Source organism: Fusibacter sp. JL298sf-3, assembly GCF_053842995.1.
On the sequence record NZ_CM132608.1, the window covers coordinates 883,472 to 904,508 of the forward strand.

General features: G+C 44.8%; 23 protein-coding genes. 6 read left to right on the forward strand and 17 right to left on the reverse strand.

Features of this window, described 5'->3' with window-relative positions:
- Position 1 precedes the first annotated feature (1 nt).
- The 12 genes from ACR6HW_RS04320 to ACR6HW_RS04375 form a co-directional block, all read right to left on the reverse strand.
- Positions 2-913 carry an ABC transporter permease gene (locus tag ACR6HW_RS04320; RefSeq protein ID WP_455729936.1) on the reverse strand — a complete coding sequence of 304 codons (912 nt, stop codon included), beginning with the start codon at positions 911-913 and terminating at the stop codon, positions 2-4.
- Positions 910-1,872 carry an ABC transporter permease gene (locus tag ACR6HW_RS04325; protein WP_455729937.1) on the reverse strand — a complete coding sequence of 321 codons (963 nt, stop codon included), beginning with the start codon at positions 1,870-1,872 and terminating at the stop codon, positions 910-912. The genes ACR6HW_RS04320 and ACR6HW_RS04325 overlap by 4 nt, the downstream gene beginning before the upstream one ends.
- Positions 1,873-1,982: 110 nt before the next feature.
- Positions 1,983-3,614, reverse strand: a complete 1,632-nt coding sequence (locus ACR6HW_RS04330) for an ABC transporter substrate-binding protein (RefSeq protein ID WP_455729938.1) — start codon at positions 3,612-3,614, stop codon at positions 1,983-1,985.
- Positions 3,611-4,546, reverse strand: a complete 936-nt coding sequence (locus ACR6HW_RS04335; RefSeq protein WP_455729939.1) for a DUF1177 domain-containing protein — start codon at positions 4,544-4,546, stop codon at positions 3,611-3,613. Before ACR6HW_RS04335 ends, ACR6HW_RS04330 begins: the two co-directional genes overlap by 4 nt.
- Before the next feature lie 168 nt (positions 4,547-4,714).
- Positions 4,715-5,833, reverse strand: a complete 1,119-nt coding sequence (locus tag ACR6HW_RS04340) for a PucR family transcriptional regulator (protein ID WP_455729940.1) — start codon at positions 5,831-5,833, stop codon at positions 4,715-4,717.
- Positions 5,834-5,930: 97 nt separating this feature from the next.
- Entirely contained in the window at positions 5,931-7,526 is a 1,596-nt protein-coding gene (locus tag ACR6HW_RS04345) for an ABC transporter transmembrane domain-containing protein (protein WP_455729941.1), read from the reverse strand.
- Positions 7,519-8,808, reverse strand: a complete 1,290-nt coding sequence (locus ACR6HW_RS04350; RefSeq protein ID WP_455729942.1) for a radical SAM protein — start codon at positions 8,806-8,808, stop codon at positions 7,519-7,521. Before ACR6HW_RS04350 ends, ACR6HW_RS04345 begins: the two co-directional genes overlap by 8 nt.
- A gap of 686 nt (positions 8,809-9,494) precedes the next feature.
- Positions 9,495-9,896: a GFA family protein gene (locus ACR6HW_RS04355; RefSeq protein WP_455729943.1), complete on the reverse strand. Its 402-nt coding sequence runs from the start codon at positions 9,894-9,896 to the stop codon at positions 9,495-9,497.
- Between the two features lie 56 nt (positions 9,897-9,952).
- The gene (locus tag ACR6HW_RS04360; protein ID WP_455729944.1) at positions 9,953-10,366 is read right to left on the reverse strand and encodes a DUF6608 family protein; all 414 of its coding nucleotides are present in this window, start codon (positions 10,364-10,366) and stop codon (positions 9,953-9,955) included.
- The gene (locus ACR6HW_RS04365; RefSeq protein WP_455729945.1) at positions 10,363-10,809 is read right to left on the reverse strand and encodes a LytTR family DNA-binding domain-containing protein; all 447 of its coding nucleotides are present in this window, start codon (positions 10,807-10,809) and stop codon (positions 10,363-10,365) included. Before ACR6HW_RS04365 ends, ACR6HW_RS04360 begins: the two co-directional genes overlap by 4 nt.
- An 18-nt stretch (positions 10,810-10,827) precedes the next feature.
- Positions 10,828-11,409 (reverse strand): hypothetical protein, encoded by a 582-nt coding sequence (locus ACR6HW_RS04370; RefSeq protein WP_455729946.1) that lies wholly within the window; start codon positions 11,407-11,409, stop codon positions 10,828-10,830.
- Between the two features lie 105 nt (positions 11,410-11,514).
- On the reverse strand, positions 11,515-12,009 hold the full coding sequence (locus tag ACR6HW_RS04375) for a GNAT family N-acetyltransferase (RefSeq protein WP_455729947.1): 495 nt from the start codon (positions 12,007-12,009) through the stop codon (positions 11,515-11,517).
- 440 nt (positions 12,010-12,449) lie between these two features.
- On the opposite strand from ACR6HW_RS04375, the gene ACR6HW_RS04380 reads away from it, so the two are divergent.
- Positions 12,450-12,785 (forward strand): DUF4870 domain-containing protein, encoded by a 336-nt coding sequence (locus ACR6HW_RS04380; RefSeq protein ID WP_455729948.1) that lies wholly within the window; start codon positions 12,450-12,452, stop codon positions 12,783-12,785.
- 910 nt (positions 12,786-13,695) lie between these two features.
- On the opposite strand, the gene ACR6HW_RS04385 is transcribed toward ACR6HW_RS04380, so the two are convergent.
- Positions 13,696-14,922, reverse strand: coding sequence for a transposase (locus ACR6HW_RS04385; protein WP_455727774.1), 1,227 nt, complete (start codon positions 14,920-14,922; stop codon positions 13,696-13,698).
- Between the two features lie 151 nt (positions 14,923-15,073).
- On the opposite strand from ACR6HW_RS04385, the gene ACR6HW_RS04390 reads away from it, so the two are divergent.
- Both ACR6HW_RS04390 and ACR6HW_RS04395 read left to right on the forward strand, forming a co-directional pair.
- The gene (locus ACR6HW_RS04390) at positions 15,074-15,844 is read left to right on the forward strand and encodes a C39 family peptidase (RefSeq protein ID WP_455729949.1); all 771 of its coding nucleotides are present in this window, start codon (positions 15,074-15,076) and stop codon (positions 15,842-15,844) included.
- Between the two features lie 43 nt (positions 15,845-15,887).
- Positions 15,888-16,457: a hypothetical protein gene (locus ACR6HW_RS04395; RefSeq protein WP_455729950.1), complete on the forward strand. Its 570-nt coding sequence runs from the start codon at positions 15,888-15,890 to the stop codon at positions 16,455-16,457.
- Positions 16,458-16,562: 105 nt separating this feature from the next.
- On the opposite strand, the gene ACR6HW_RS04400 is transcribed toward ACR6HW_RS04395, so the two are convergent.
- Positions 16,563-16,811 carry a hypothetical protein gene (locus ACR6HW_RS04400; RefSeq protein WP_455729951.1) on the reverse strand — a complete coding sequence of 83 codons (249 nt, stop codon included), beginning with the start codon at positions 16,809-16,811 and terminating at the stop codon, positions 16,563-16,565.
- 70 nt (positions 16,812-16,881) lie between these two features.
- On the reverse strand, positions 16,882-17,148 hold the full coding sequence (locus ACR6HW_RS04405) for a serine hydrolase (RefSeq protein ID WP_455729952.1): 267 nt from the start codon (positions 17,146-17,148) through the stop codon (positions 16,882-16,884).
- Between the two features lie 518 nt (positions 17,149-17,666).
- Here ACR6HW_RS04405 and ACR6HW_RS04410 point away from each other — a divergent pair.
- The gene (locus ACR6HW_RS04410) at positions 17,667-18,434 is read left to right on the forward strand and encodes a C39 family peptidase (protein ID WP_455729953.1); all 768 of its coding nucleotides are present in this window, start codon (positions 17,667-17,669) and stop codon (positions 18,432-18,434) included.
- Between the two features lie 42 nt (positions 18,435-18,476).
- Positions 18,477-19,052 carry a hypothetical protein gene (locus ACR6HW_RS04415; RefSeq protein WP_455729954.1) on the forward strand — a complete coding sequence of 192 codons (576 nt, stop codon included), beginning with the start codon at positions 18,477-18,479 and terminating at the stop codon, positions 19,050-19,052.
- Positions 19,053-19,278: 226 nt separating this feature from the next.
- On the opposite strand, the gene ACR6HW_RS04420 is transcribed toward ACR6HW_RS04415, so the two are convergent.
- Both ACR6HW_RS04420 and ACR6HW_RS04425 read right to left on the reverse strand, forming a co-directional pair.
- Positions 19,279-19,581, reverse strand: coding sequence for a hypothetical protein (locus ACR6HW_RS04420; RefSeq protein WP_455729955.1), 303 nt, complete (start codon positions 19,579-19,581; stop codon positions 19,279-19,281).
- A complete protein-coding gene (locus tag ACR6HW_RS04425; RefSeq protein ID WP_455729956.1) occupies positions 19,572-19,733 on the reverse strand; it encodes a hypothetical protein in 162 nt (53 codons plus the stop codon). Before ACR6HW_RS04425 ends, ACR6HW_RS04420 begins: the two co-directional genes overlap by 10 nt.
- Before the next feature lie 514 nt (positions 19,734-20,247).
- Between ACR6HW_RS04425 and ACR6HW_RS04430 the strand changes: the two genes are divergently transcribed.
- Positions 20,248-21,015, forward strand: a complete 768-nt coding sequence (locus ACR6HW_RS04430; RefSeq protein ID WP_455729957.1) for a C39 family peptidase — start codon at positions 20,248-20,250, stop codon at positions 21,013-21,015.
- Positions 21,016-21,037: the final 22 nt, after the last annotated feature.

Here is a 21,037-nt window from a genome sequence, read left to right on the forward strand (position 1 = left end):
ATCACCTCTTCATCTTCGGATCCAGAACGTCTCTGACGCCGTCGCCGAGTAAATTAAAGCCCAGCACGGTAATCAGTATAAAAAGACCGGACAGTGTGGCCACGTGTGGCGCCGTGTTCAGAACGTCTTTACCGGATTTCAGTATATTCCCCCAAGACGCCGTCGGCGTAGAGATGCCCAGTCCCAAAAAACTCAGTGCCGCTTCTGAAATAATGGAACCCGCAATCCGCAACGAGGCAAACACAATGACAGAAGACAAGATGTTGGGCAGTATGTGCCTGAAGACGAGGCGCCCGTTACCGGCGCCGATGGCACGTGTCACTTGACAATATTCTTCATTTTTAACCACGTGGACCTGTGCCCTGACGAGGCGCGCATAATTGGGGACATTGGCGATGCCAATGGCGAGAATAACGTTAAAAACATCGCTGTTGCCGGTATCCGCCAGTACTGTCATCAACACAATGGCGAGCAGAATAAAGGGAAACGCCAACATGCCATCCATAAATCGCATAATCACAGCGTCCACCCAACCACCTTTAAATCCCGAGAGCAAGCCCAACAATACGCCGATGGAGCCCCCTACCAAAGTGCCGCCCACTGCGACGATAATGGAGATGCGCGCACCGTAAACAATGCGGCTCAAAAGGTCTCTTCCAAACTCGTCGGTGCCAAAAAGATGCCCCTCTGCACCGGGTTTAAGGTGTATCTGAGCCAACTGCATTTCATTGGGGTCCCGTGGTACAAGTAACGGCGCAAACACCGCCATAATCACCATGACGAGCACAATGGCGAGCCCAAACATCGCCGTCTTGTTGCGCCTGAGTTTGTTAAATGGGCTGTTGGCCTTGCGCTCTTTTAGAATAATGGCGTTTTGATTCTTTACGTCGAATGGGCTTTCTCTTTGAATCATGCGCGGCCCCCTTCCCCGGAATAGTCGATTTTAGGATTGATGGTCAAATAGACCACGTCCACAATCAAGTTGACAAAGACGAAGATAAAAGCTATAAACAGCACAGCGCCCTGTATCAGCGCATAATCGCGGTTTTCTATGGCGTCGAAAATCATGCGCCCCATCCCCGGCCATGAAAAAATAGTCTCCGTCAAGATCGCCCCCGCTAACGATACCGAAATTTGAAGCCCCATAACGGTGACAATCGGTGGCAGAGCGTTTTTAAGGCCGTGACGCCAAATGACGGCGCGGTCCTTCAAGCCCTTGGCTTTGAGCGCTTTCATATAGTCTTGTCCAAGTACTTCCAGCATACTGGAGCGGGTGATGCGCGCAAATGTCGCCGCTGGGATGGTGGCGAGGCAGATACACGGTAAAATCAGATGACTGACCACATCCCACAGACCATTTTCAAAGCTGCCCATACCAAAGGACGGCAACCAGCCCAAGTTGACACTGAATACCAAGACCAGCATCAGTCCGAGCCAGAAAATCGGCATCGACACGCCGACGAGTGCGAACACCATGGCGATGTAATCGAAAATGGAATACTGCCGCGTCGCCGACAAAATGCCAATGGGAATGGCTACTACCGTCGCTATTACTAGACTGATGACCGTCAAGATCACCGTGTTTGGAAAGCGTTCGAGAATCAGCGACATCACCGGCTGGTTGTAGTGATAGGATTTTCCGAAATCCCCTTTTACAATACCGCCGATGTAGTTGACGTACTGAACCGGCAGACTTTTATCGAGCCCCAGCTCCACTGTGAGGGCCTCTACCGCTTCTTTTGGCGCTTGCGGCCCTAAAATAGTCGCCGCCGGATTGCCGGGAATGATTCTCGTGATGACGAAGACGATGGTCGCCACTATAAAGAGAATCGGTATCAGCTGGAGCAAGCGTTGTACAATGGTTTTTAACATAAACAGCTCCTTTATCGAGATTCGAATAGAGTTCACATCGCTGTGAACTCCATTCGACTACATGAGGTTTTTAAGATAGGGAGATTATTCGTAAGAGGTTTTCACCTCGATTACGGCTGTATTTTGTAGACATTGATTTCCGGTGTACAGAAGTAGATATTCCCATCCGGTCTAATGACATACCCGCCGACAGACTGATTGAGTCCGTATATCTGCTTTTCATTGCCATAGTCGATGCGCGCATAGCTCTCCGCTATGATTTTGAGCGCCTCTTTATACAGCGCCGCCCGCGATTCGGTATCGGATACGGCAAGTGCTTCGTCAAGCAAGCGGTCGACTTCTGGATCGTCAAACCCTTGACCGTTGCCAAGCGCCCCTATTTCAGAGCTGTGAAACATCTTGTTGAGGAAGAAATACGGATCGGGGTACCACGTCCAAGACATGCCGTAGAGATCGGCTTGGCCACTTGAAGCGATGTCGCTGAAAGTGCCCCATTCCACTGTTTTAATCGATACGTCGACGTTGAGATTTTGTTTGAGATACGCCTGTAAAATCGTGGACATTTTAACCCGCGCCGGTTTATTGGAAACGTAGATTTCAAGCGAAAACCCGTCTTCATAGCCGGCTTCTTTTAGGAGTTCTTTTGCCCTTTCAGGATCATAGGTCGGTACGATGCTTTCTAAAGATGCGTCGTATCCCCAGGAGTTCGGCGGCAGCGGCAGATAAGCTCTGTCGGCTTCCCCGTATTGATAAATTCCCTTTACCATCTCGTCGATGTCCACGGCTCGAATAATCGCTTCTCTTACGCGTTTGTCCTTAGTCGGCCCCTCCATCATATTCATGTACATGTACGCGACATGAAGTCCCGGCACTTCCTGCATCACCAAATTTTTATCGCCTTCCACCAGTGGAATGCTCTCACCTCTTAAATCCGTGGCGATATCGATATCACCGGATCTCAAGGCATTGGTCATTTGATTGGCATCGGTGATAATTTTAAAAACCACACCGTCTAAATACGGCTTTTGCGCCCAGTACAGGTCGTTTCTTTCCAATATAACCTCTTGGTCCTTTTTAAAATCGACCAACGTAAATGGGCCACTGCCCACGAGGTGTGCGCCAAAATCATCGCCCCAGCCTTCCACTTCTTCTTTCGGAACTATGACGTTGCCCGCGTCGGTTAGCACCGTTAAAAATGCCGCATCCGGTTGCTTCAGATGACAAATTAGCTCAAAATCGCCGACGACCTCGACGCTTTGGAGCATGCCCAATCGATTCATGGCGGAGTGCTCTGCCGACCGCTCCAGGGCAAATTTAACGTCGCTTGCCACCAACTGTCGACCGTCTTGGTACGCACCTTTTTGAAAGAAAATGTCTTCTCGCAGTTTAAAGGTGTACGCGTCTCCAGCGTCGTTTACTGACCATTCGGTAGCGATATTCGGCTCAATGGCACTGAGGTCGTGTTTGTACCGCACCAACGTGTCCGCAACATTGCGAATAACGTTGCCTTCATAAGTACCGGTGTAGTAAATAGGATCGAGGTTCTTCGGTGAAGACGACAACGCGATAGAGACGACGCCGCCATAAGTCGGTTCTGTGTTTGGTTGTGCGTCCAGTTCTGAGCCCGGGTCTTCAGTGGACACATCGCCGTCGTTCGGTTCTTCAGTTTGTGTGTCGTTACAGCCTGCCAGCATGCCGATACTTAAAGCCAGTACGAGCAGCCATACCCATATTTTCTTCATAAATTTGCCCCCTTTGTTTGAAAACGGTTCATTTCGCCATAGAGCGCTTTAAGGCGCTCAAACTCCTCACTGTCGTATATATTGAAAGTGCCTTCTCCGATGCCTTTCGCCACTTCTACGACGAATCGGCAGGCATTTTCTATGTCGTAAAGATGCGTGGCGCCTGTCGCACATCCCGCCACAGGGACTTCAGTCGTCAGCGCCACCCCGACAACCGGTGCTTTTGTCGCTGTCGCCGGTTGTAAAATGCTGTTGATGTGGTAGAGGCCATTTCCGTAAGGCGTGATGTCTTGCTGAGAGGTCGGAAAGACATAGGGCAATCGCCCGGTGGTGCGCATCATCACTTCCAGCAAGTCATCACTCACCTTTAAGATGTAGCCCTCTTTAATGGTATTTGAAATGGCAAAGCCTCTGGTATTGATTATTTTATTGCCCTTTGTGGTATCCACCGACAAAATGACATCCATCTCTGGAACGACCTCCAATTGATTCATCGTCTCCATGTCCACATACGACCCCATAAACGGCACGGGATAATGCGGGTTGGTGGGTGCATCCGGGCAAATATGCGTGGTGACGATTACATCGCCTTTGAGTCGATCGCCGTGGCGCACCATATCGATGAGTTTGGAGGCCACCGAAAGGACGGCTAACGCCCCGTCACCGTCTGACACAAAGCCGATGACTTCCGGTCTCGCCCCCAAGCCCCCCAACCGGCCGATGACACCGAGAGTCGGCGCTGTGCCCCCCGACTGTTTGCCACAGCTTCCGGGGATGGTCACTTTAATGAAGTCTGTCGTCCCACCTTCTCCCGAGATTTTTTCGATGTAGATGTGTTCTCCGCCTTTTGCCGTCAAATAGTGTTTCACTTCATGCCCTGAAGCTTCTGCCTTGTCTAATAACTCGTACATTTCCATCACTTGTTTTAACACGATTGCCTCCTTAACCCCTTAAACATTTATATTTTTCTGAATTTTCTTGTCTTTTACGTTATTTTAACATTCGTTTTACAACAACATGACCTCTTTCTTTTGTATAACTTTAAAAAGAAAAGCACTGCTTTTGTTTTTTTTACAAAAGCCGTGCTTTAGGCAAGTTCTTTATAAGTCCCCATTTAAGCGTAAAACCCGAATGGCCATGGCCAGTTGTTCCATACAGTCTTTATTGGTATCATCCAGTATGGTGGCAATCTTCTTTAACCGGTAGCGGATGGTATTGGGGTGTAAAAACAATTTTTCAGCGGTGAGGTGAATGTCGTTTTCACAACGAAGGTACACCTGTACGGTCTCTAAGATGTCCATGCTGTGCTCGGCATCATACGCTTCAACCTGTTTGACAACTGATGCCGCATAAGCCACCACATCGGCATCCTTACAGATGGGAATCAACAATCTGTAAATGCCTATCTGCTGAATGGTCGCCCGTTTTTTGCCTGTAATCTTTAGGCATGTTTCATATGCGTAGCGCGCCTCTGTCACTGCCGCAACCAGTTTGCCGTAATCACTGTACACATCGCTGATGCCAAAGTGATAGCGTATCGCCGGATCGGGGAGTCGTTCTCCAAAAGTGTCAATTGCAGCCTGAAGGGGCATGGTATGGCCGATAATCATTAAAAAACCGTCTCCGTGTTTAATAATGGCATGGTCCTTCACGCCTCCAAAAATGTCACAGAGCAAACAGTAGATGATATTGGTTCCGCGGTCACTGGCCACATAAACCGCCCGATAGGGGTCGACGAAAGCCGCATTAATTTGATGCACGTATTTTAAGACGATTTCGTCATCGGTGAGCGCCATGATGCGGTCCAGAAAAATCGCGTTGTTATCTATAGCATTGCTATCGAGAATCAGTTTGTAGGCACTTTTTAGGACATCGGCGTATATGGGACTTTCCCCAATGCTGATAATGGGAAAGTTGTACTGAGAAGCCAGCGCACGAATGTCGTCATTGATGTCCGCATAGGTCCCCGCCCCCATAAGCAACCCCGGACAGTTGGTCTCTATCAACACTTTGATGTGTTCAAAAAGCGCTTCTTCGCCACCTTCCCGAATGTTGTAAAACGATGTGAGATAAAGTTCACCTGTGCGATCTCGCGTGTGCTTTAGGGTGTACTCGTAGATGTTGATTCCCGTGACAATATTCCCCAAACCGGCCTCTCCTGCCAGCAGTTTGTTCTGTTTTAAGATCTCCATTTCCAATATATCGCGTACCCGAACCACACGCATCCCCCCTTTTGGTGTTTATTCATGATTATAATAAGAATCGCCACCAAAGTAAACAGAAAATTCGTTACTTTCGGTGACGATAGGGGGAAAATTACGTCTGTGCTTTGATTTTGCCGTTGGAAATGTGCCATAGCCCATCGGCCAACGCATCGAAACCGTCGTCGTGCATCACGGCAATTAACAGACGATTTGATTTCTCCGATTGTATATAGGTTTTAAGTGCAGCAACGGTCTCTTTCTCTAAGTTGGTCGTCGGCTCGTCTAAAAGCACACAGGCCGTTCCCATCATCAATGTTCGGGCGAGTGCAATTTTTTGCCCTTCCCCACTGGACAGGTTTGGCGGATCGATGGTCACTTGTTTTTCTAAAGGTGGCAAATGAAGCAAGGTCTCCATTTTTGAGAGCTGCGCTTCGCTGTTCGCTCGATCAAGGCAAATATTTTCTTTTACAGTGCCTCTAAATGTGAACAAGGGGTAGTTCAAAATCGCGATATCCGACTTGAAGTGTTCATCGATTGCAAAATACCCGCCACTGCGCATTTGCATTTGCGCGCCGCTCAATTGTCCCATTATCATTTTGAACAACGTGGATTTTCCGCTGCCGTTAGCACCTTTGACAATATAGAAGCCCTTTTTCGGAATGCGTAGATTGGCTTCGTACAACAACTCGCCCTTAGGCGTGTACACTTCGACACCACTGGCCTTTAAAAAAACATCTGAAGTCTGGAAAAATGCGTCGTAACGCTCGGCGCTGTCGGTCACTTTGTAAAGAAAAGCCTCTAAACGCTCGAAGTACGGTTGAAAGGCCTTTTTTTCCGTGACGATTTGAGACAAATTGGTCAAGGGCTCAAATAAAAATCCCGTGTACTGACTGAACATGACGAGCGTCCCAAGCGACAGTTTGCCACTGTGCACGGCAACGGCACCGGACCACAGCATAACCAATGGCGCCACCGTTGATATAAATACCGGGACGCGCCGAATCAGTATAAACCAAAAGTTGTAACGTATGCGCTTATCAATCCAATCCGTTACAGTTTTATCGTAGCGCGCGTTAAAATACGCCTCTGTGTGCGTGGCGTTCATATGATCTTTGCTGCTCACATAATTTTTGACATCTGCGACGAAAAAATCTTGAGCACTGATTTGCGCCCTGTTGGCCGACGCAATTTTCTTCACATTGAGGTTAACCGAAATGAGATAAAATGGCATAAAGCAAAAGGCGATAATGGCGAGGCGCCTGTTGATACTTAGCATTAATCCCATGACAATTACGATTTGAAGCGAACTCGTGACCACAAATACACGGTAGTTTAAAATAGCTCTCGACGCGTTGCCCGAATCCGAAAAAAAGAGGTTGGTGACCATCCCCTTATCCAGTACATTGTAATCTGCCGGCGGCATAGCAAGCAACTTTTTAAACAGAAAGCGCTTGATGTTTCGATCGATGTACCCCGCGTATTTCGCGTTGAGGTAGTTGCCGAAGTAAAAAATACAAAGCTGTATAACGAAGGTGATGGCGATAATGCCCAGCATCTGCAAACTCGAGATAGCCACCCCTGCTTCTGCGGCAAAATCAATCAACTTTTTGTTAAAAAACGGAACGACGAGAAAGAGCAAACTCGCAAACAAATAACTTGTGACGAGTTTTAGAATGTCGACTTTCGACACCACATTCTGATCACGCATTAACGGATACACCAGTGGTCGCCTCCTTATAAAGCATACGGACATAAGCCTCTATAAAATGTTTTTCAGGAATACAGGCGTCTTCTCCTATTTGCTGAAGCAAGTGACACCCCCCTTTACAAAACGGCAGCACTTTACAGCCGATACATTTTTCTTTTCCAAAAGGCGTGTACGCAATTTTGGCATTGACTACCGCTTGATTGGGCACCACTTCTCCCTGTTCTATTCGCCCCAGCACGGAACCTTCATTAGGTTCTGTTGACGTGCAGCGAACGAGCTCCAGATCGGTGTTTACCAAGAATTGTTGCACACAATCAAACTTGCAGTTGGTGCCCCCAGAAGCATATCTCGGCAACTTCAGCCCGTTTGCCAACATCTGTTCGTAGATGCCCTTTAAGGCCTCTGAATACGCCTCAAGTGTTGAAAAATAGAATTTATCCACTTCTTCTGACGCATCGAACTGCGTCGTTCTATGAAAATGCAACCGCACTTTACCTAGGAGCTCCTCTTCTTTTAAGTACGTCATAAAAGGGGTGACATCTGCATTGAGCCGGTTCACATTGTAGCGCATACTCACTCTCTCACCTGAAGCCAAGAGGTGTTTAACATTGGCAATTACCTTGTCAAATGTCGCTTCGCCAGATACCAAAGGTCTTGAAAAATTATGGTGTGGCGCGATGCCATCGACAGTGATGTCGTACTGCGCAATGGCCATATGTTTCAGATGAGACGCGTAATAGCGGTCGACGAGATAACCATTGGTCGTCATTGTCGACAGATAGTCGAAGGGATAGCGCGTTTTAAGCGCCATCAAGCGATTATGTAAGTAGTAGGCCGTTTCAATATTTAGTAGCGGTTCTCCTCCAAACCAGTGAATACGCACTTCATTTACGCCATCGTTTAGGCGCGCCTCTATCCAATTTGAAATTTGATCGGCGCTATCTTTGCTCAAGTAGCGTTTTTCATGTGGTTGGTAACAGTATTTGCAGTTAAAATTGCAGGCATTGGTCAATTCTACAGTTATGCCTATCGAACGGTGATTGTGCTTGGCGCGCTGATAACTGGCAACCATCTTCTGCTCTTCTTCCTCTGTTTTCACGATAAAGCCGTATGTCTCCATGCGCTCTCGCACTTCAGGCGACAACTGCTCCGGCTGATGCATCAGTTGCACATAGTCGTCCTCTAAGAGCATCATGCCCTGTGTCAGTGTATTGAAAACAATGTTTTCCTCGCCTTCACGGTATACAAGATTGTATTGAGAGGCGCTCAATTTCTGTGCCATAAAAATTCCCCCTTTTTACGAAGTCTATGCCATTTCAACCCTTGTCCCACTCGACGTACCTCTGACTTATTAAAACATTCTCGTCGATGCCCTTCCGTCTTGAACACTGGCGGCAAGCTTTTAGGGACAACCCATTTTACAAAAGGTAAAAGCTGTCTTGGTCAAGACAGCTTTTATGTACCAGTTTAGCGTCGCTTTCTAAACTGAACCCGGACAGCAGTTCTCAACTGTACCCACGTTACATTCAGAAATAATATCCGAATCTTTTTGAGGCATCATAATTTCTTTCATCGCGATTCTCCTTTCTTCAGTTTTTTATCTGAAAGTGCGGTTACCCGCCATTTCATTCAGAATGGTTTTACCTGTAATTATGTAATCGAAACTTTATTATTACTTTTTCTTAATATATCATACGAACTTTATCTTGTAAATGTAATTGATTAAACTTAACTTATAGGTTTTTACTATTAAAATTTAATTATCTATTAAATTTAGTTGTTATTTCTTAAATTACAATTTATTAAAAACAACTATCGGTGCTGTGGCACTCAATCGGCCTCCTGCTTTCTTCGACATTTGATAGCTACTCTCCAAATAAAAAAAGAACCGTAGTGCTTTCTACACACGACAGTTCCTTATAGACCGAAATCAATTTCTCATCTGACGAAAATCACTTCGTCCGTTCTCTACTTTTTAGGCAATTTTTCAAACGTTTGTACCACCTCAAGTTCACAGTCCCAGTTTGCTCTACTGCCCGCAAAAATATGCCCCTGCGGCCTTATGTGAACGTCAGTGTCCAAACTGCCTGCCGGGACGACCAACAGTTTGCCGTCCATTTGGAGATTTGGAAGTGCCGAACCACACACCGAGCAAAAGGCGCGGATATGTCCTGCTTCTTTGTGGTTGTAACGCCGTACCAACTGCTCGCCGCTCAGCCACTTAACCGTCGCTGTCTTTGAGAAGAGATTTGCTGCATGGGCCGACCCCGTATCTTTGCGGCAATACCCACAGTGACAGAGAAAAAACTGTTCAAAGTCGCCCTCGACTTCATAAGCCACTTGCCCACATAAACAAGATCCTTTGTGCATCGCATGTCCTCCTACTCTGTACCGCCTCTTTTTCAGAGGCGCTCTAATAAGTGTCTTTACGGCGTTTGCCGTTTGGCTCTAATCTGTTTTAAAAGCGCGTCTTGCCGCTTAGCCGATCGATAGATGTCGATGTAATAGATTGCGGCACCCACCCCATAGGGCACTGTAAAGCTGACAAAGGCGTCTCGATAAGCGTCGGGATGGAGCGTCGTAAAAAGCTGACTCGACCACACCGTCGCGAAAATTAGAACGAGTGCTGCTAAATATTGTACCACCACCATTGCCACCGGCGACCAGCGGCTCAGATACCGATGCAAAGACAATACCCCAACGGCAATAGCACACCACACAAGCATGTACAACGCATTTAAAGCAGACAGCGTGCCGTCGCCATGCCACAAACTCCATCCGGCGGCCATCACGGAGAGGCAAACATAAGCTCCACAGATGTCGCGTAATGCTTTTATCATAGCTGCCCCCTTTTCTCCACTAAGTAGTTCTCAAAATGTTTTTTATAAGTGCGATTAATCACCAACTGTTCCCCATTATCTAGATACGCGTGCACACGCATGTTGAGTGCCGGCTTAATCGATTCAATTTTGTAGATGTTGACGACGTGGGATTTTCCAATTCTAACAAAGCCCTGAACGCCTTCCAGTGCCGATAACGCCTTATTGATTTCATAAACATCCTTTTCTAAATAGAGAAATGTGCGTTTGTCCACCGATTCAAAGTAATAAACGGCGTCAAATGGTATGAACTGAGTTTGATTGCCCCCCACCGCTTTAGCAGGGAGTACGGCATCTTCCCGAACGACGGATACAACGCGTTCTATATGCGGGTCCATCTGTGCGTATTCAATGGTTACAAGGGGCTCTTCGCACTGCGCCACTTTATTTAAGTTCAACTTCAAAGGATGCCTCCTAAACGTTTAGTCGGCGTACAGCCGCCTTTTTAAACAAACAATAGCACCGCTGATCCCCCATAGTGCCAATAGACTCCAGTAAAACATCACCTCGGTAAATACCGGCGGTACAATGAGGGAAAGTACGCAGTAAATCGCCGTCAATCCAGTAAACACCGTCGAAACCGTCAAAGGAACTTCTAAAACGCGTCCTGTGGTAACGGCTTCCCGCCACTCTCTCAGCATGCAAAGGCTGACGACAAATGCTACAATCCCTAGTCTCGTGAGCATGTGTACAAATGCAAAACGGCCTATTTTGGGGGTATCGATACCGGTCACCATCATCATAGTGTTCACCACTGTCACCGCAGTGAAACTCAGTGCAATTACTTGAAATGGGGACGACCACTTTACCGGTTTCTTGGCACTCTTCAAGCTGTAAAGCTCTATGCCGATACAGACCAGCAGGTACACGCCCACCACGCTACGCGTTAAATCGCGATAGGCGTCTGGATGCAAAGTACCGAACTGGCCGTACACGTACAAAAATCCCCATGTCGCCACACACACTATTCCTAAAATAATCAGTTGATTCACTATCTTTTTCATTTAAAAGCCCTCCTCTATTTTCGTATTACAGAGAGCTTACCAAATTCCGATGTATTATGTAAGGGGGATTCGACTGAGTTGCACTACCGAGCCCCCAAGTTGCACTTACAACGTTTTTTCGTAGGCCAAACGCTTGTTGCCGTCTGCCAAATAGATGATGCCGCAATAGGTGTAATCGCTCTTTTGAATCAGCCCCTGCATAGGAAAATTGACCTCTTGGGTGTCTATGCGTATACTGTTCGTGGTTAGTAAACGTTCAATACGCCGCATGACTTTAAAAGCAATTCCTCTGCCCTTGTGCGCCTGTGAAACCGCCAACCGATGAATCGTCGCGTAAGAACCTTCAGTAAGCCACGCGCCGTCATAAATGGTCTCGTACGTTTTTTCAATGCCGACGATAACCGCCACCGTTGCCAAAATGTCATCGGCTTCTGTCAACACATAGCTGTTGCCCTGTTCAATATCTGCTGCTATAACCGCCCGATTGGGATAACCGTTCTGCCACTGGTCTATGCCCTGCGCTTTAAAATGTGCCTGTGCGCTGTAGATGATGTCCAGTATGCCCTCGATATCTTCAGGTGTCGCTTTTCTAAAATCCATAGCCTTCTCCTCGTTTTGTTCGTCTTTTTAGGATACCAAATTAAAGAGTCGGATTCAACTATTCAGATTTTGATAAATAGCCCATGGAAATACCTCAAAGCCTATAGGACTATTCTACTAATTCTCTTGTAATGCGATTATTTTGACCTAAAATAGTTGGACAAATCTTATGAGAGTAGTTATAATGTAACAATTGTAGGTTTTTGTGTTTTATGTTACAAGTACTTGATTTAATGATGCACTCGTCGGCCCAGTACACAGTAAATCATGCGCCTGACATGACAGGTGTCGCATGCCTTGTACGTATTGCTCTGCTATTATCGGATACTTCACGTAAATATAATAAACTTATTACGATTAAACCCCACAACAACGGGTATAAGTGACTTGGATAATTTAATTGTCCTTGTATCAATTTTGAAAACATTTTAGGAGGTCCTATGGATAATCAAAACAACACTATCGATACGTTTGAAACAGAAGATATTGAAAAAAACAAAGTCATCGCCGGTTTGGCGTATTTACTTTTTTTCTTACCGCTCATCGCCTGTCCGGATTCGAAATTCGGTAGATTCCACGCTAATCAAGCGTTGATTCTCTTCTTAGTATCGTTTGCAGGTTCAGCTGTACTTTCATTTATTCCAATTATCGGATGGCTTCTACTGCCTATCTTTGGTATTGGCGTACTCGTCCTTGGCATCTTAGGTTTAATCAACGGCCTCAACGGCGTTGCAAAAGAGTTGCCGCTTATTGGCAAATACCGCATTCTCAAGTAATGGTTTTTATTTAATTACACACCATACGATGGCTTTACTGCTTTTCATTTCACTGGTTTCAGTAAAATCAATCGTTTTTTCACGCTTCAAGAATTCTACGTATCATTAGCGTATCACAATTTGACTTATTTTAAAAAGCCCCCTACACTTTTGCCTGTAGGGGGTTATTTATTTCATGGCTTTATCGCTCATCTGATAAAAAACCTCTGTGCATGGGTGTTCTCCCAAGCGCCGTCTGGTTGCAGAACTGACATTTTTCTTAAATGCGTTCTTTATACGCATCTGATTTTGATTGTGTTTCAACAAACGATACTCCAAAGTCATCACAAATCGCCTTTCTTTTGACCCCGACTTGAAGCCATCAAACTTGCTATCGTAAGCATCGCTACATAAAAGTCTCGCCTAGGGCTTACATCGGTGGCATACGTTTTTCTAGTGTCTTTGTGCCCTGTCCATCGTCAAGTGTGATTTTCTTTTCCTGATTATTGTCTCCTTCTCTTCAATGTGGCGTTTCTTTTCGGCTCAAATGTTAAGTTTTATTAACAAGCGTAAGATGTGCCGCCTTTCGTTCGTTCTATATGTAGAGGCTGTACGGATTAATTTCAATGTTTTTTGTGAAATGTGTCTCATTTTAGGCTTCTAGTGACATGTTATTTAATGAAGGGGGTGGTATTGCTGTGTTTTCTTGCTTAAATCTCATTAGAAGTGTAAGTTTTCTGCAAGTTACTCGTTTTTGTGAAGGGAGGTTTGACAACATACTAAGAAGAGAATTTTAAGTGATTTTACTGTTAGACACCTATAAACCACTTGATTGAGACTCTTGCATAATTAACTCGATAATTTGAGAAAAAGGCTTAATCCTAAGTAACAGCCCCTGCCATGCTTTCAAATTTCAATCTTTTGTTGTTCATTATGCTACTAAGAGTTCCTCATTTCTGTTTACTTTAACTTTTGAAGCGATGGTTCCTGCAACCAACGCAATGCAATTTAACAACGCATGAACAGTTGCTTTCTTGATACCTTTAGACCGGATTGAATTCAAATTTAAAATCGTCTTTAGTCGACCGTTGCAACGTTCAACAGAAGTTCGCTTGTTGTATAGAGTCTTCCATTGATCAGATGATCTTAACGGATATCCGATTTGTCTTGGATTTTCTTTACGATTTATCTTGAGCGTATAACCATAATTGCTTGATGAACACCATGCACTCCCATGTGGACAGTTACATTTCCCCAGTACTTGTGGACATCTAAATTTCATGTAATCGCCGTCAATCCCCCAATAAACGAGTTTGTAACCACCAGAACAGACTGGATGAAACTCATCATCTAACCCTTCTGGGGCGGCGTGACTGCCTCTTGGGTTGTAGGCTATGATTGGAGTAGCTTCAAAGTGATTTATTACTGCATCATAGACAGAATTATAATCATATCCAGAGTCCATCGCATAGAACAATGGTCTAAACAGATCTCTATACTGCTTTAGAAACTCTTCAATCAGTGGAACTGCAATTGTTCCATCATGAACATTCGCTGGTGTTACCATAACTGAAAGTGGTAATTCACTGTATGAATCGCTCAGGATATGAAGTTTCCATCCAAACCAACGAATGTTATTACCGTGAGTATCGCGCTTCATTCCCCAGTTTGGGTTGGTGCCGTCATCTACAATATCTTTCTTTGGTTTTGAGGCTTCGAAAGCATCTACCTTAGTAGAGTCTATTGAAATATGACTACCATCAACAATTCCTAATTCTTTAGCATGAACAACTAAATCACCGAATAGTTTCAGCAACGCATCTGATTCTGACAGCTTATCTGCGAATCTGCTGAAAGTGGCTTCTGATGGTACTTTGGATAACACCTCAAAACCACAGTTATAACGTAACACTGGGTTCTCTTTCAACTGTCTCACCAACTCGCTGGTGGTCGAAATTCTCAGAATTTGCTTAGCAATTAATGCGTAAATCATCGGTGCGACTCTGTAACCTTTTGGACCTCTCAAATGACTCTGTTTAGATAATGCCGCAACCAAAGGTGAGATGTTGATCTGAGCAAGAATTAATTCCAATTTCGTTTCTTGCTGAAAGTTCATAATTTCTTCAAAGGAAAATAGACATGTTTGTCGAATATACATAAGTGGAAACTTCCTCCTTCGTTTGGATTGTGTTTGCTGCCACTTATATAATTCGACGTTTGGGGTGAAGTTTCCTTTTTGTTTCTTTAAAAACTTGTTAAATCAACGGTTATAAATTATGCAATTTTCTCGATTGTAAAGGAGATTATTTATGCTAAAAAGAAAAATCGCAACAACACTTCTCATTTGTATCATCGGCTTAAACTCTGGTTTTCTGTCTTTTGCGAATACAACGTCTTTAGGTGAGTCAGAGGATTCATACGACGACTTTTCAATAGGGAAAGAAATTATCGATACCTATGGAGAGTTTATTGGAAACATGCCCTACGATGTCTACTTAAAGTTTATTGGTGATGAGAACAATCGACAAAAACTTAGTATCCCAGGTGTTGTAGAAGAAAAACGCCTTTACCTTACGCATTACAAGCAGGGGGATCCCAGATGGGCTAACGAAAAACTTTTCAACTCAAGTGTAACCATTGGCCGATATGGTTGCGCGGTCTCAAGCCTCGCCATACTTTTAAGTAAGTTCGGATACAACGACACACCTCTCGATGTCAACAATAAATTAAAGGTATTTATGCTTCCTGGCGAGGGTGATATGCAATGGTATCAGGTAAAGAATGCGTACGCGGTCGAACTATCGTATTTCAGGAGAGTGAATTATACGACAATAGAGGCGTGCTACAATTATATTAGAGGTCAAATTAGGCAAGACAAGCCTGTAATCGTATGCATGAAGAAAAATGAAACTCACTTCGTAACTGTCAATGGGATACTTGAAACTGCCTACAACCCTGAAGCCGGAACTGTAGACAAAAAAACGGTTATGATATCTGACCCTGGACACCTTGGCTATTCGAGTCTTGAAGACTATTTGGATGACGGCTACACCATAAAGGTTCTCATTGGATTTGAATAAGACTGCAATATGTTCCTTAATGCTGGGAAAGGATAGAATGCTTATGAAAAAATATTTAGCTTTAACATTGAGCCTTATTTTGTTGGTGCTCGCCGGCTGTTCGCGTAGCGACGAACTGGACGATGAAATAGTACAGGACCTCTACACCGCCGCTTACGAGGCGATGGAATGGTTTGCTTCTTCCTCCACTCTAGAAACGGTTGTTTTCGAAGACAAAAAAATCGATCGTTACGGAACCCCCTATTTTCGCGTAGAGGACAAACGCTTTAAAACTTTTCAGGACTTTCAGGATGCACTCAGTGCGCTGTTCACAGCAGAGAAGGTCGATTCGTTGTTGGCGCCGCCCAATGAAAACTGGAGACCCAAGTTCCAGGAGTTTGACGGCGCACTCTATAGGATGCTTGCCGACAGAGGTAGTGCTCAAGACATCGGCGCTGGCGAAACCCTCAAGTGGGCGTATACCGACGACGAAACCGCCACTGTAACCGTCACCTACCCCATTGTAAAGTATGTGGACAAAAAAGAAGAGATTGTCCGCTACGAAAGCGTCGATATGACACTTAAAAAGGTCGATGGGCAATGGCTTTGGGCGGATTTTCAACTGATTCGCTAAAACAGATATAAGATTTTCAAAAGGACAGCGCTGGTCTGCTCAAACAGTTTAAGCGCTACGATTTATAGCGTCATTGCCCTGACTCAAATAATAGCTCTAAAGACATCAACTGTTGTCTCTAAAATCGGCGACACTGTCCACCACTGCTTGCTCTACGACACCCTGATTCTGTGTGGGCAAGTTAATGGCGGCCGTTACCGATTCCTCCTCATCTGGGAACGCGTAAACGGCAATGACACTGTCTGGCCCTTGACCGGTATGACCAAACGAAAACGCCTTCGGGTTATCGTCTGCCATCACCTCCAAGCCATAGGCCGGACTGCGCCACGGTCGATCGGGAAGCTCAAAATTCAAGGTGTAAAGTGCGTATCTCACGTTTTATAGGTGCCGTCAAAAGGGCTCCAAAGGCGATTTCATATAGGCATTAGGCCGCATCTTTGAGAGACCCCACGACCAGCCCATGATACACAAACTTCGGGTCGTAGTCGGATTTTACATGCTGAACACCTGAAAGGTCAAACGCGTCCTTTAAACCCAAAGGGCGAAAAAGACGCTCACTGAGCACCGCATCAATTGACATGCCATACACCGTCTCCAGTATGCATCGCACGTGGTAATAGCCGATGTTTGAATACGCCCACCCCGTCCTCGGCTCGAAAATCGGCTTTCGCCCATGCGCATGTGTCAGCATCCAAAGTCATCACAAATCGCCTTTCTTTTGACCCCGACTTGAAGCCATCAAACTTGCTATCGTAAGCATCGCTACATAAAGGTCTCGCCTAGGGCTTACATCGGTGGCATACGTTTTTCTAGTGTGTTTGTGCCCTGTCCATCGTCAAGTGTGATTTTCTTTTCCTGATTATTGTCTCCCTCTCTTCAATAGGGCGTTTCTTTTCGGTTTAAATGTTAATTTTTATTAACAAGCGTAAGATGTGCCGCCTTTCGTTCGTTCTATATGTAGAGGCTGTACGGATTAATTTCAATGTTTTTTGTGAAATGTGTCTCATTTTAGGCTTCTAGTGACATGTTATTTAATGAAGGGGGTGGTATTGCTGTGTTTTCTTGCTTAAATCTCATTTGAAGTGTAAGTTTTCTGCGAGTTACTCGTTTTTGTAAAGGGAGGTTTGACAACATACTAAGAAGAGAATTTTAAGTGATTTTACTGTTAATTAGATACTTATAACTACTTGACTGTAAAGGAGATTATTTATGCTAAAAAGAAAAATCTCAACAACACTTCTCATTTGTATCATCGGCTTAAACTCTGGTCTTCTGTCTTTTGCAAATACAATGTCTTTAGGTGAATCAGAGGATTCATATGACGATTTTTCAATAGGGAAAGAAATTATCGATACCTATGGAGAGTTTATTGGAAACATGCCCTACGATGTCTACTTAAAGTTTATTGGTGATGAGAACAATCGACAAAAACTTAGTATCCCAGGTGTTGTAGAAGAAAAACGCCTTTATCTCACGCATTACAAGCAGGGGGATCCCAGATGGGCTAACGAAAAACTTTTCAACTCAACCGATACTATTGGACTATCTGGTTGTGCAGTCTCAAGCTTAGCTATACTTCTGAGTAAGTTCGGATACAGCGACACGCCTCTCGATGTAAACAATAACTTAAAGCCATATATACCCAGTGGACCTATCATGGATTGGAGAGTAGTGAAGAATGCGTACGCGGTCGAACTATCGTATTTTAAAGAAGTTAGATATACAACAATAGAAGAGTGCTACAATTATATTAGAGGCCAAATTAGGCAAGACAAACCTGTAATCGTAGGCATGAGGAAAGGTAGAGGTCACTTTGTAACTGTCAATGGGATACTTGAAACTGCCTACAACCCCGAGGCCGGAACTGTTGACAAAAAAACGGTTATGATATCTGACCCGGGACACCTTGGTTATTCGAGTCTTGAAGACTATTTAGATGACGGCTACACCATAAAGAGTCTCATTGGATTTGAATAAGACTGCAATTGTTCCTTAATGCTGGGAAAGGATAGAATGCTTATGAAAAAATATTTAGCTTTAACACTGAGTCTTATTTTGCTGATGCTCGCCGGCTGTTCGCGCAGCGCCAAACTGGACGATAAAAAAGTTCAGAACCTCTACAACGCCGCTTACGAGGCAATGGAATGGTTTGAAATGCCTTCTTTAAGCTCCTTAGAATCGGTTGTTTTTGAAGACGTAAAAATCGATCGTTATGGAACCACCTATACTCGTGTAGAGGACAAACGCTTTAAAACATTTCAGGACTTTCAAGATGCACTCAGTGCGCTGTTCACAGCAGAGAAAGTCGATTCATTATTAGCGCTGCCCAATGAAAACTGGAGACCCATGTTCCGAGAGTTTGACGGCGCACTCTATAGGGTGCTCGGTGACAGAGGCAGCCGTCAAAACGTCGGCGCCGGCGAAACCCTCAAGTGGGCGTATACCGACGACGAAACCGTCACTGTAACCGTCACCTACCCCATTGTAAAGTATGTGGACAGAGAAGCAGAAGTCGTCCGCTACGAAAGCGTCGATATGACACTTAAAAAGGTCGATGGGCAATGGCTTTGGGCGGATTTTCAACTGATTCGCTAAAACAGATATAAGATTTTCAAAAGGACAGCGCCGGTCTGTTCAAACAGTTTAAGCGCTACGATTTATAGCGTCATCGCCCTGACTCAAATAATAGCTCTAAAGGCATCGCCAAATGACGATGTCTTTTTATTTAGACATCAACTGTTGTCTCTAAAATCGGCGACACTGTCCACCACCGCTTGCTCTACGACACCCTGCTTCTGTGTGGGCAAGCTAATGGCGGCCGTTACCGATTCCTCCTCATCTGGGAACGCGTAGACGGCAATGACACTGTCTGGCCGTAGGCCGGACTGCACCACGGTCGATCGGGAAGCTCAAAATTCAAAGTGTAAAGCGTGCGCATCTCATGTTTTATAGGCGCCGTCAAAAGGGCTCCAAAGGCGATTTCATATAGGCATTTGGCCGCATCTTTGAGAGACCCCACGACCAGCCCATGATACACAAACTTCGGGTCGTAGCCGGGTTTTACATGCTGAACACCTGAAAGGTCAAACGCGTCCATCGCCACAAACGTGTCCTTTAAACCCAAAGGGCGAAAAAGACGCTCACTGAGTACCAATCAATTGACATGCCATACACCGTCTCCAGTATGCATCGCACGTGGTAATAGCCGATGTTTGAATACGCCCACCCCGTCCTCGGCTCGAAAATCGGCTTTCGCCCATGCGCATGTGTCAGCATCCAAAGTCATCACAAATCGCCTTTCTTTTGACCCCGACTTGAAGCCATCAAACTTGCTATCGTAAGCATCGCTACATAAAGGTCTCGCCTAGGGCTTACATCGGTGGCATACGTTTTCTAGTGTCTTTGTGCCCTGTCCATCGTCAAGTGTGATTTTCTTTTCCTGATTATTGTCTCCCTCTCTTCAATAGGGCGTTTCTTTTCGGTTTAAATGTTAAGTTTTATTAACAAGCGTAAGATGTGCCGCCTTTCGTTCGTTCTATATGTAGAGGCTGTACGGATTAATTACAATGTTTTTTGTGAAATGTGTCTCATTTTAGGCTTCTAGTGACATGTTATTTAATGAAGGGGGTGGTATTGCTGTGTTTTCTTGCTTAAATCTCATTAGAAGTGTAAGTTTTCTGCAAGTTACTCGTTTTTGTGAAGGGAGGTTTGACAACATACTAAGAAGAGAATTTTAAGTGATTTTACTGTTAGACACCTATAAACCACTTGATTGTAAAGGAGATTATTTATGCTAAAAAGAAAAATCGCAACAACACTTCTCATTTGTATCATCGGCTTAAACTCTGGTTTTCTGTCTTTTGCGAATACAACGTCTTTAGGTGAGTCAGAGGATTCATACGACGACTTTTCAATAGGGAAAGAAATTATCGATATCTATGGAGAGTTTATTGGAAACATGCCCTACGATGTCTACTTAAAGTTTATTGGTGATGAGAACAATCGACAAAAACTTAGTATCCCAGGTGTTGTAGAAGAAAAACGCCTTTATCTCACACATTACAAGCAGGGGGATCCCAGATGGGCGAACGAAAAGCTTTTTAACTCAACTGATACCATTGGACTATCTGGTTGTGCGGTCTCAAGTCTGGCCATACTTCTGAGTAAATTTGGATACAGCGACACACCTCTCGAGGTCAACAATAAGTTAAAGCCATATATAACCAGTGGAGCAGATATGCAATGGTATCAGGTAAAGAATGCGTATGCGGTCGATCTATCGTATTTCAAGAGAGTGAATTATACAACAATAGAAGAGTGCTACAATTATATTAGAGGCCAAATTAGGCAAGACAAACCTGTAATCGTAGGCATGAGGAAAGGTAGAGGTCACTTCGTAACTGTCAATGGGATACTTGAAACTGCCTACAACCCTGAAGCCGGAACTGTAGACAAAAAAACGGTTATGATATCTGACCCTGGACACCTTGGCTATTCGAGTCTTGAAGACTATTTGGATGACGGCTACACCATAAAGGTTCTCATTGGATTTGAATAAGACTGCAATATGTTTCTTAATG

Bases quoted from the DNA above. Each gene is read 5' to 3' on its own strand.
- ACR6HW_RS04325 (WP_455729937.1), bottom strand. From the start codon at position 1,872: ATGTTAAAAACCATTGTACAACGCTTGCTCCAGCTGATACCGATTCTC.
- ACR6HW_RS04405 (WP_455729952.1), bottom strand. From the start codon at position 17,148: ATGCTGACACATGCGCATGGGCGAAAGCCGATTTTCGAGCCGAGGACG.
- ACR6HW_RS04410 (WP_455729953.1), top strand. From the start codon at position 17,667: ATGCTAAAAAGAAAAATCTCAACAACACTTCTCATTTGTATCATCGGC.
- ACR6HW_RS04345 (WP_455729941.1), bottom strand. From the start codon at position 7,526: ATGCGTGATCAGAATGTGGTGTCGAAAGTCGACATTCTAAAACTCGTC.
- ACR6HW_RS04350 (WP_455729942.1), bottom strand. From the start codon at position 8,808: ATGGCACAGAAATTGAGCGCCTCTCAATACAATCTTGTATACCGTGAA.
- ACR6HW_RS04380 (WP_455729948.1), top strand. From the start codon at position 12,450: ATGGATAATCAAAACAACACTATCGATACGTTTGAAACAGAAGATATT.
- ACR6HW_RS04385 (WP_455727774.1), bottom strand. From the start codon at position 14,922: ATGTATATTCGACAAACATGTCTATTTTCCTTTGAAGAAATTATGAAC.
- ACR6HW_RS04370 (WP_455729946.1), bottom strand. From the start codon at position 11,409: ATGAAAAAGATAGTGAATCAACTGATTATTTTAGGAATAGTGTGTGTG.
- ACR6HW_RS04430 (WP_455729957.1), top strand. From the start codon at position 20,248: ATGCTAAAAAGAAAAATCGCAACAACACTTCTCATTTGTATCATCGGC.
- ACR6HW_RS04355 (WP_455729943.1), bottom strand. From the start codon at position 9,896: ATGCACAAAGGATCTTGTTTATGTGGGCAAGTGGCTTATGAAGTCGAG.
- ACR6HW_RS04375 (WP_455729947.1), bottom strand. From the start codon at position 12,009: ATGGATTTTAGAAAAGCGACACCTGAAGATATCGAGGGCATACTGGAC.
- ACR6HW_RS04425 (WP_455729956.1), bottom strand. From the start codon at position 19,733: ATGCTGACACATGCGCATGGGCGAAAGCCGATTTTCGAGCCGAGGACG.
- ACR6HW_RS04390 (WP_455729949.1), top strand. From the start codon at position 15,074: ATGCTAAAAAGAAAAATCGCAACAACACTTCTCATTTGTATCATCGGC.
- ACR6HW_RS04360 (WP_455729944.1), bottom strand. From the start codon at position 10,366: ATGATAAAAGCATTACGCGACATCTGTGGAGCTTATGTTTGCCTCTCC.
- ACR6HW_RS04320 (WP_455729936.1), bottom strand. From the start codon at position 913: ATGATTCAAAGAGAAAGCCCATTCGACGTAAAGAATCAAAACGCCATT.
- ACR6HW_RS04415 (WP_455729954.1), top strand. From the start codon at position 18,477: ATGAAAAAATATTTAGCTTTAACACTGAGTCTTATTTTGCTGATGCTC.
- ACR6HW_RS04395 (WP_455729950.1), top strand. From the start codon at position 15,888: ATGAAAAAATATTTAGCTTTAACATTGAGCCTTATTTTGTTGGTGCTC.
- ACR6HW_RS04330 (WP_455729938.1), bottom strand. From the start codon at position 3,614: ATGAAGAAAATATGGGTATGGCTGCTCGTACTGGCTTTAAGTATCGGC.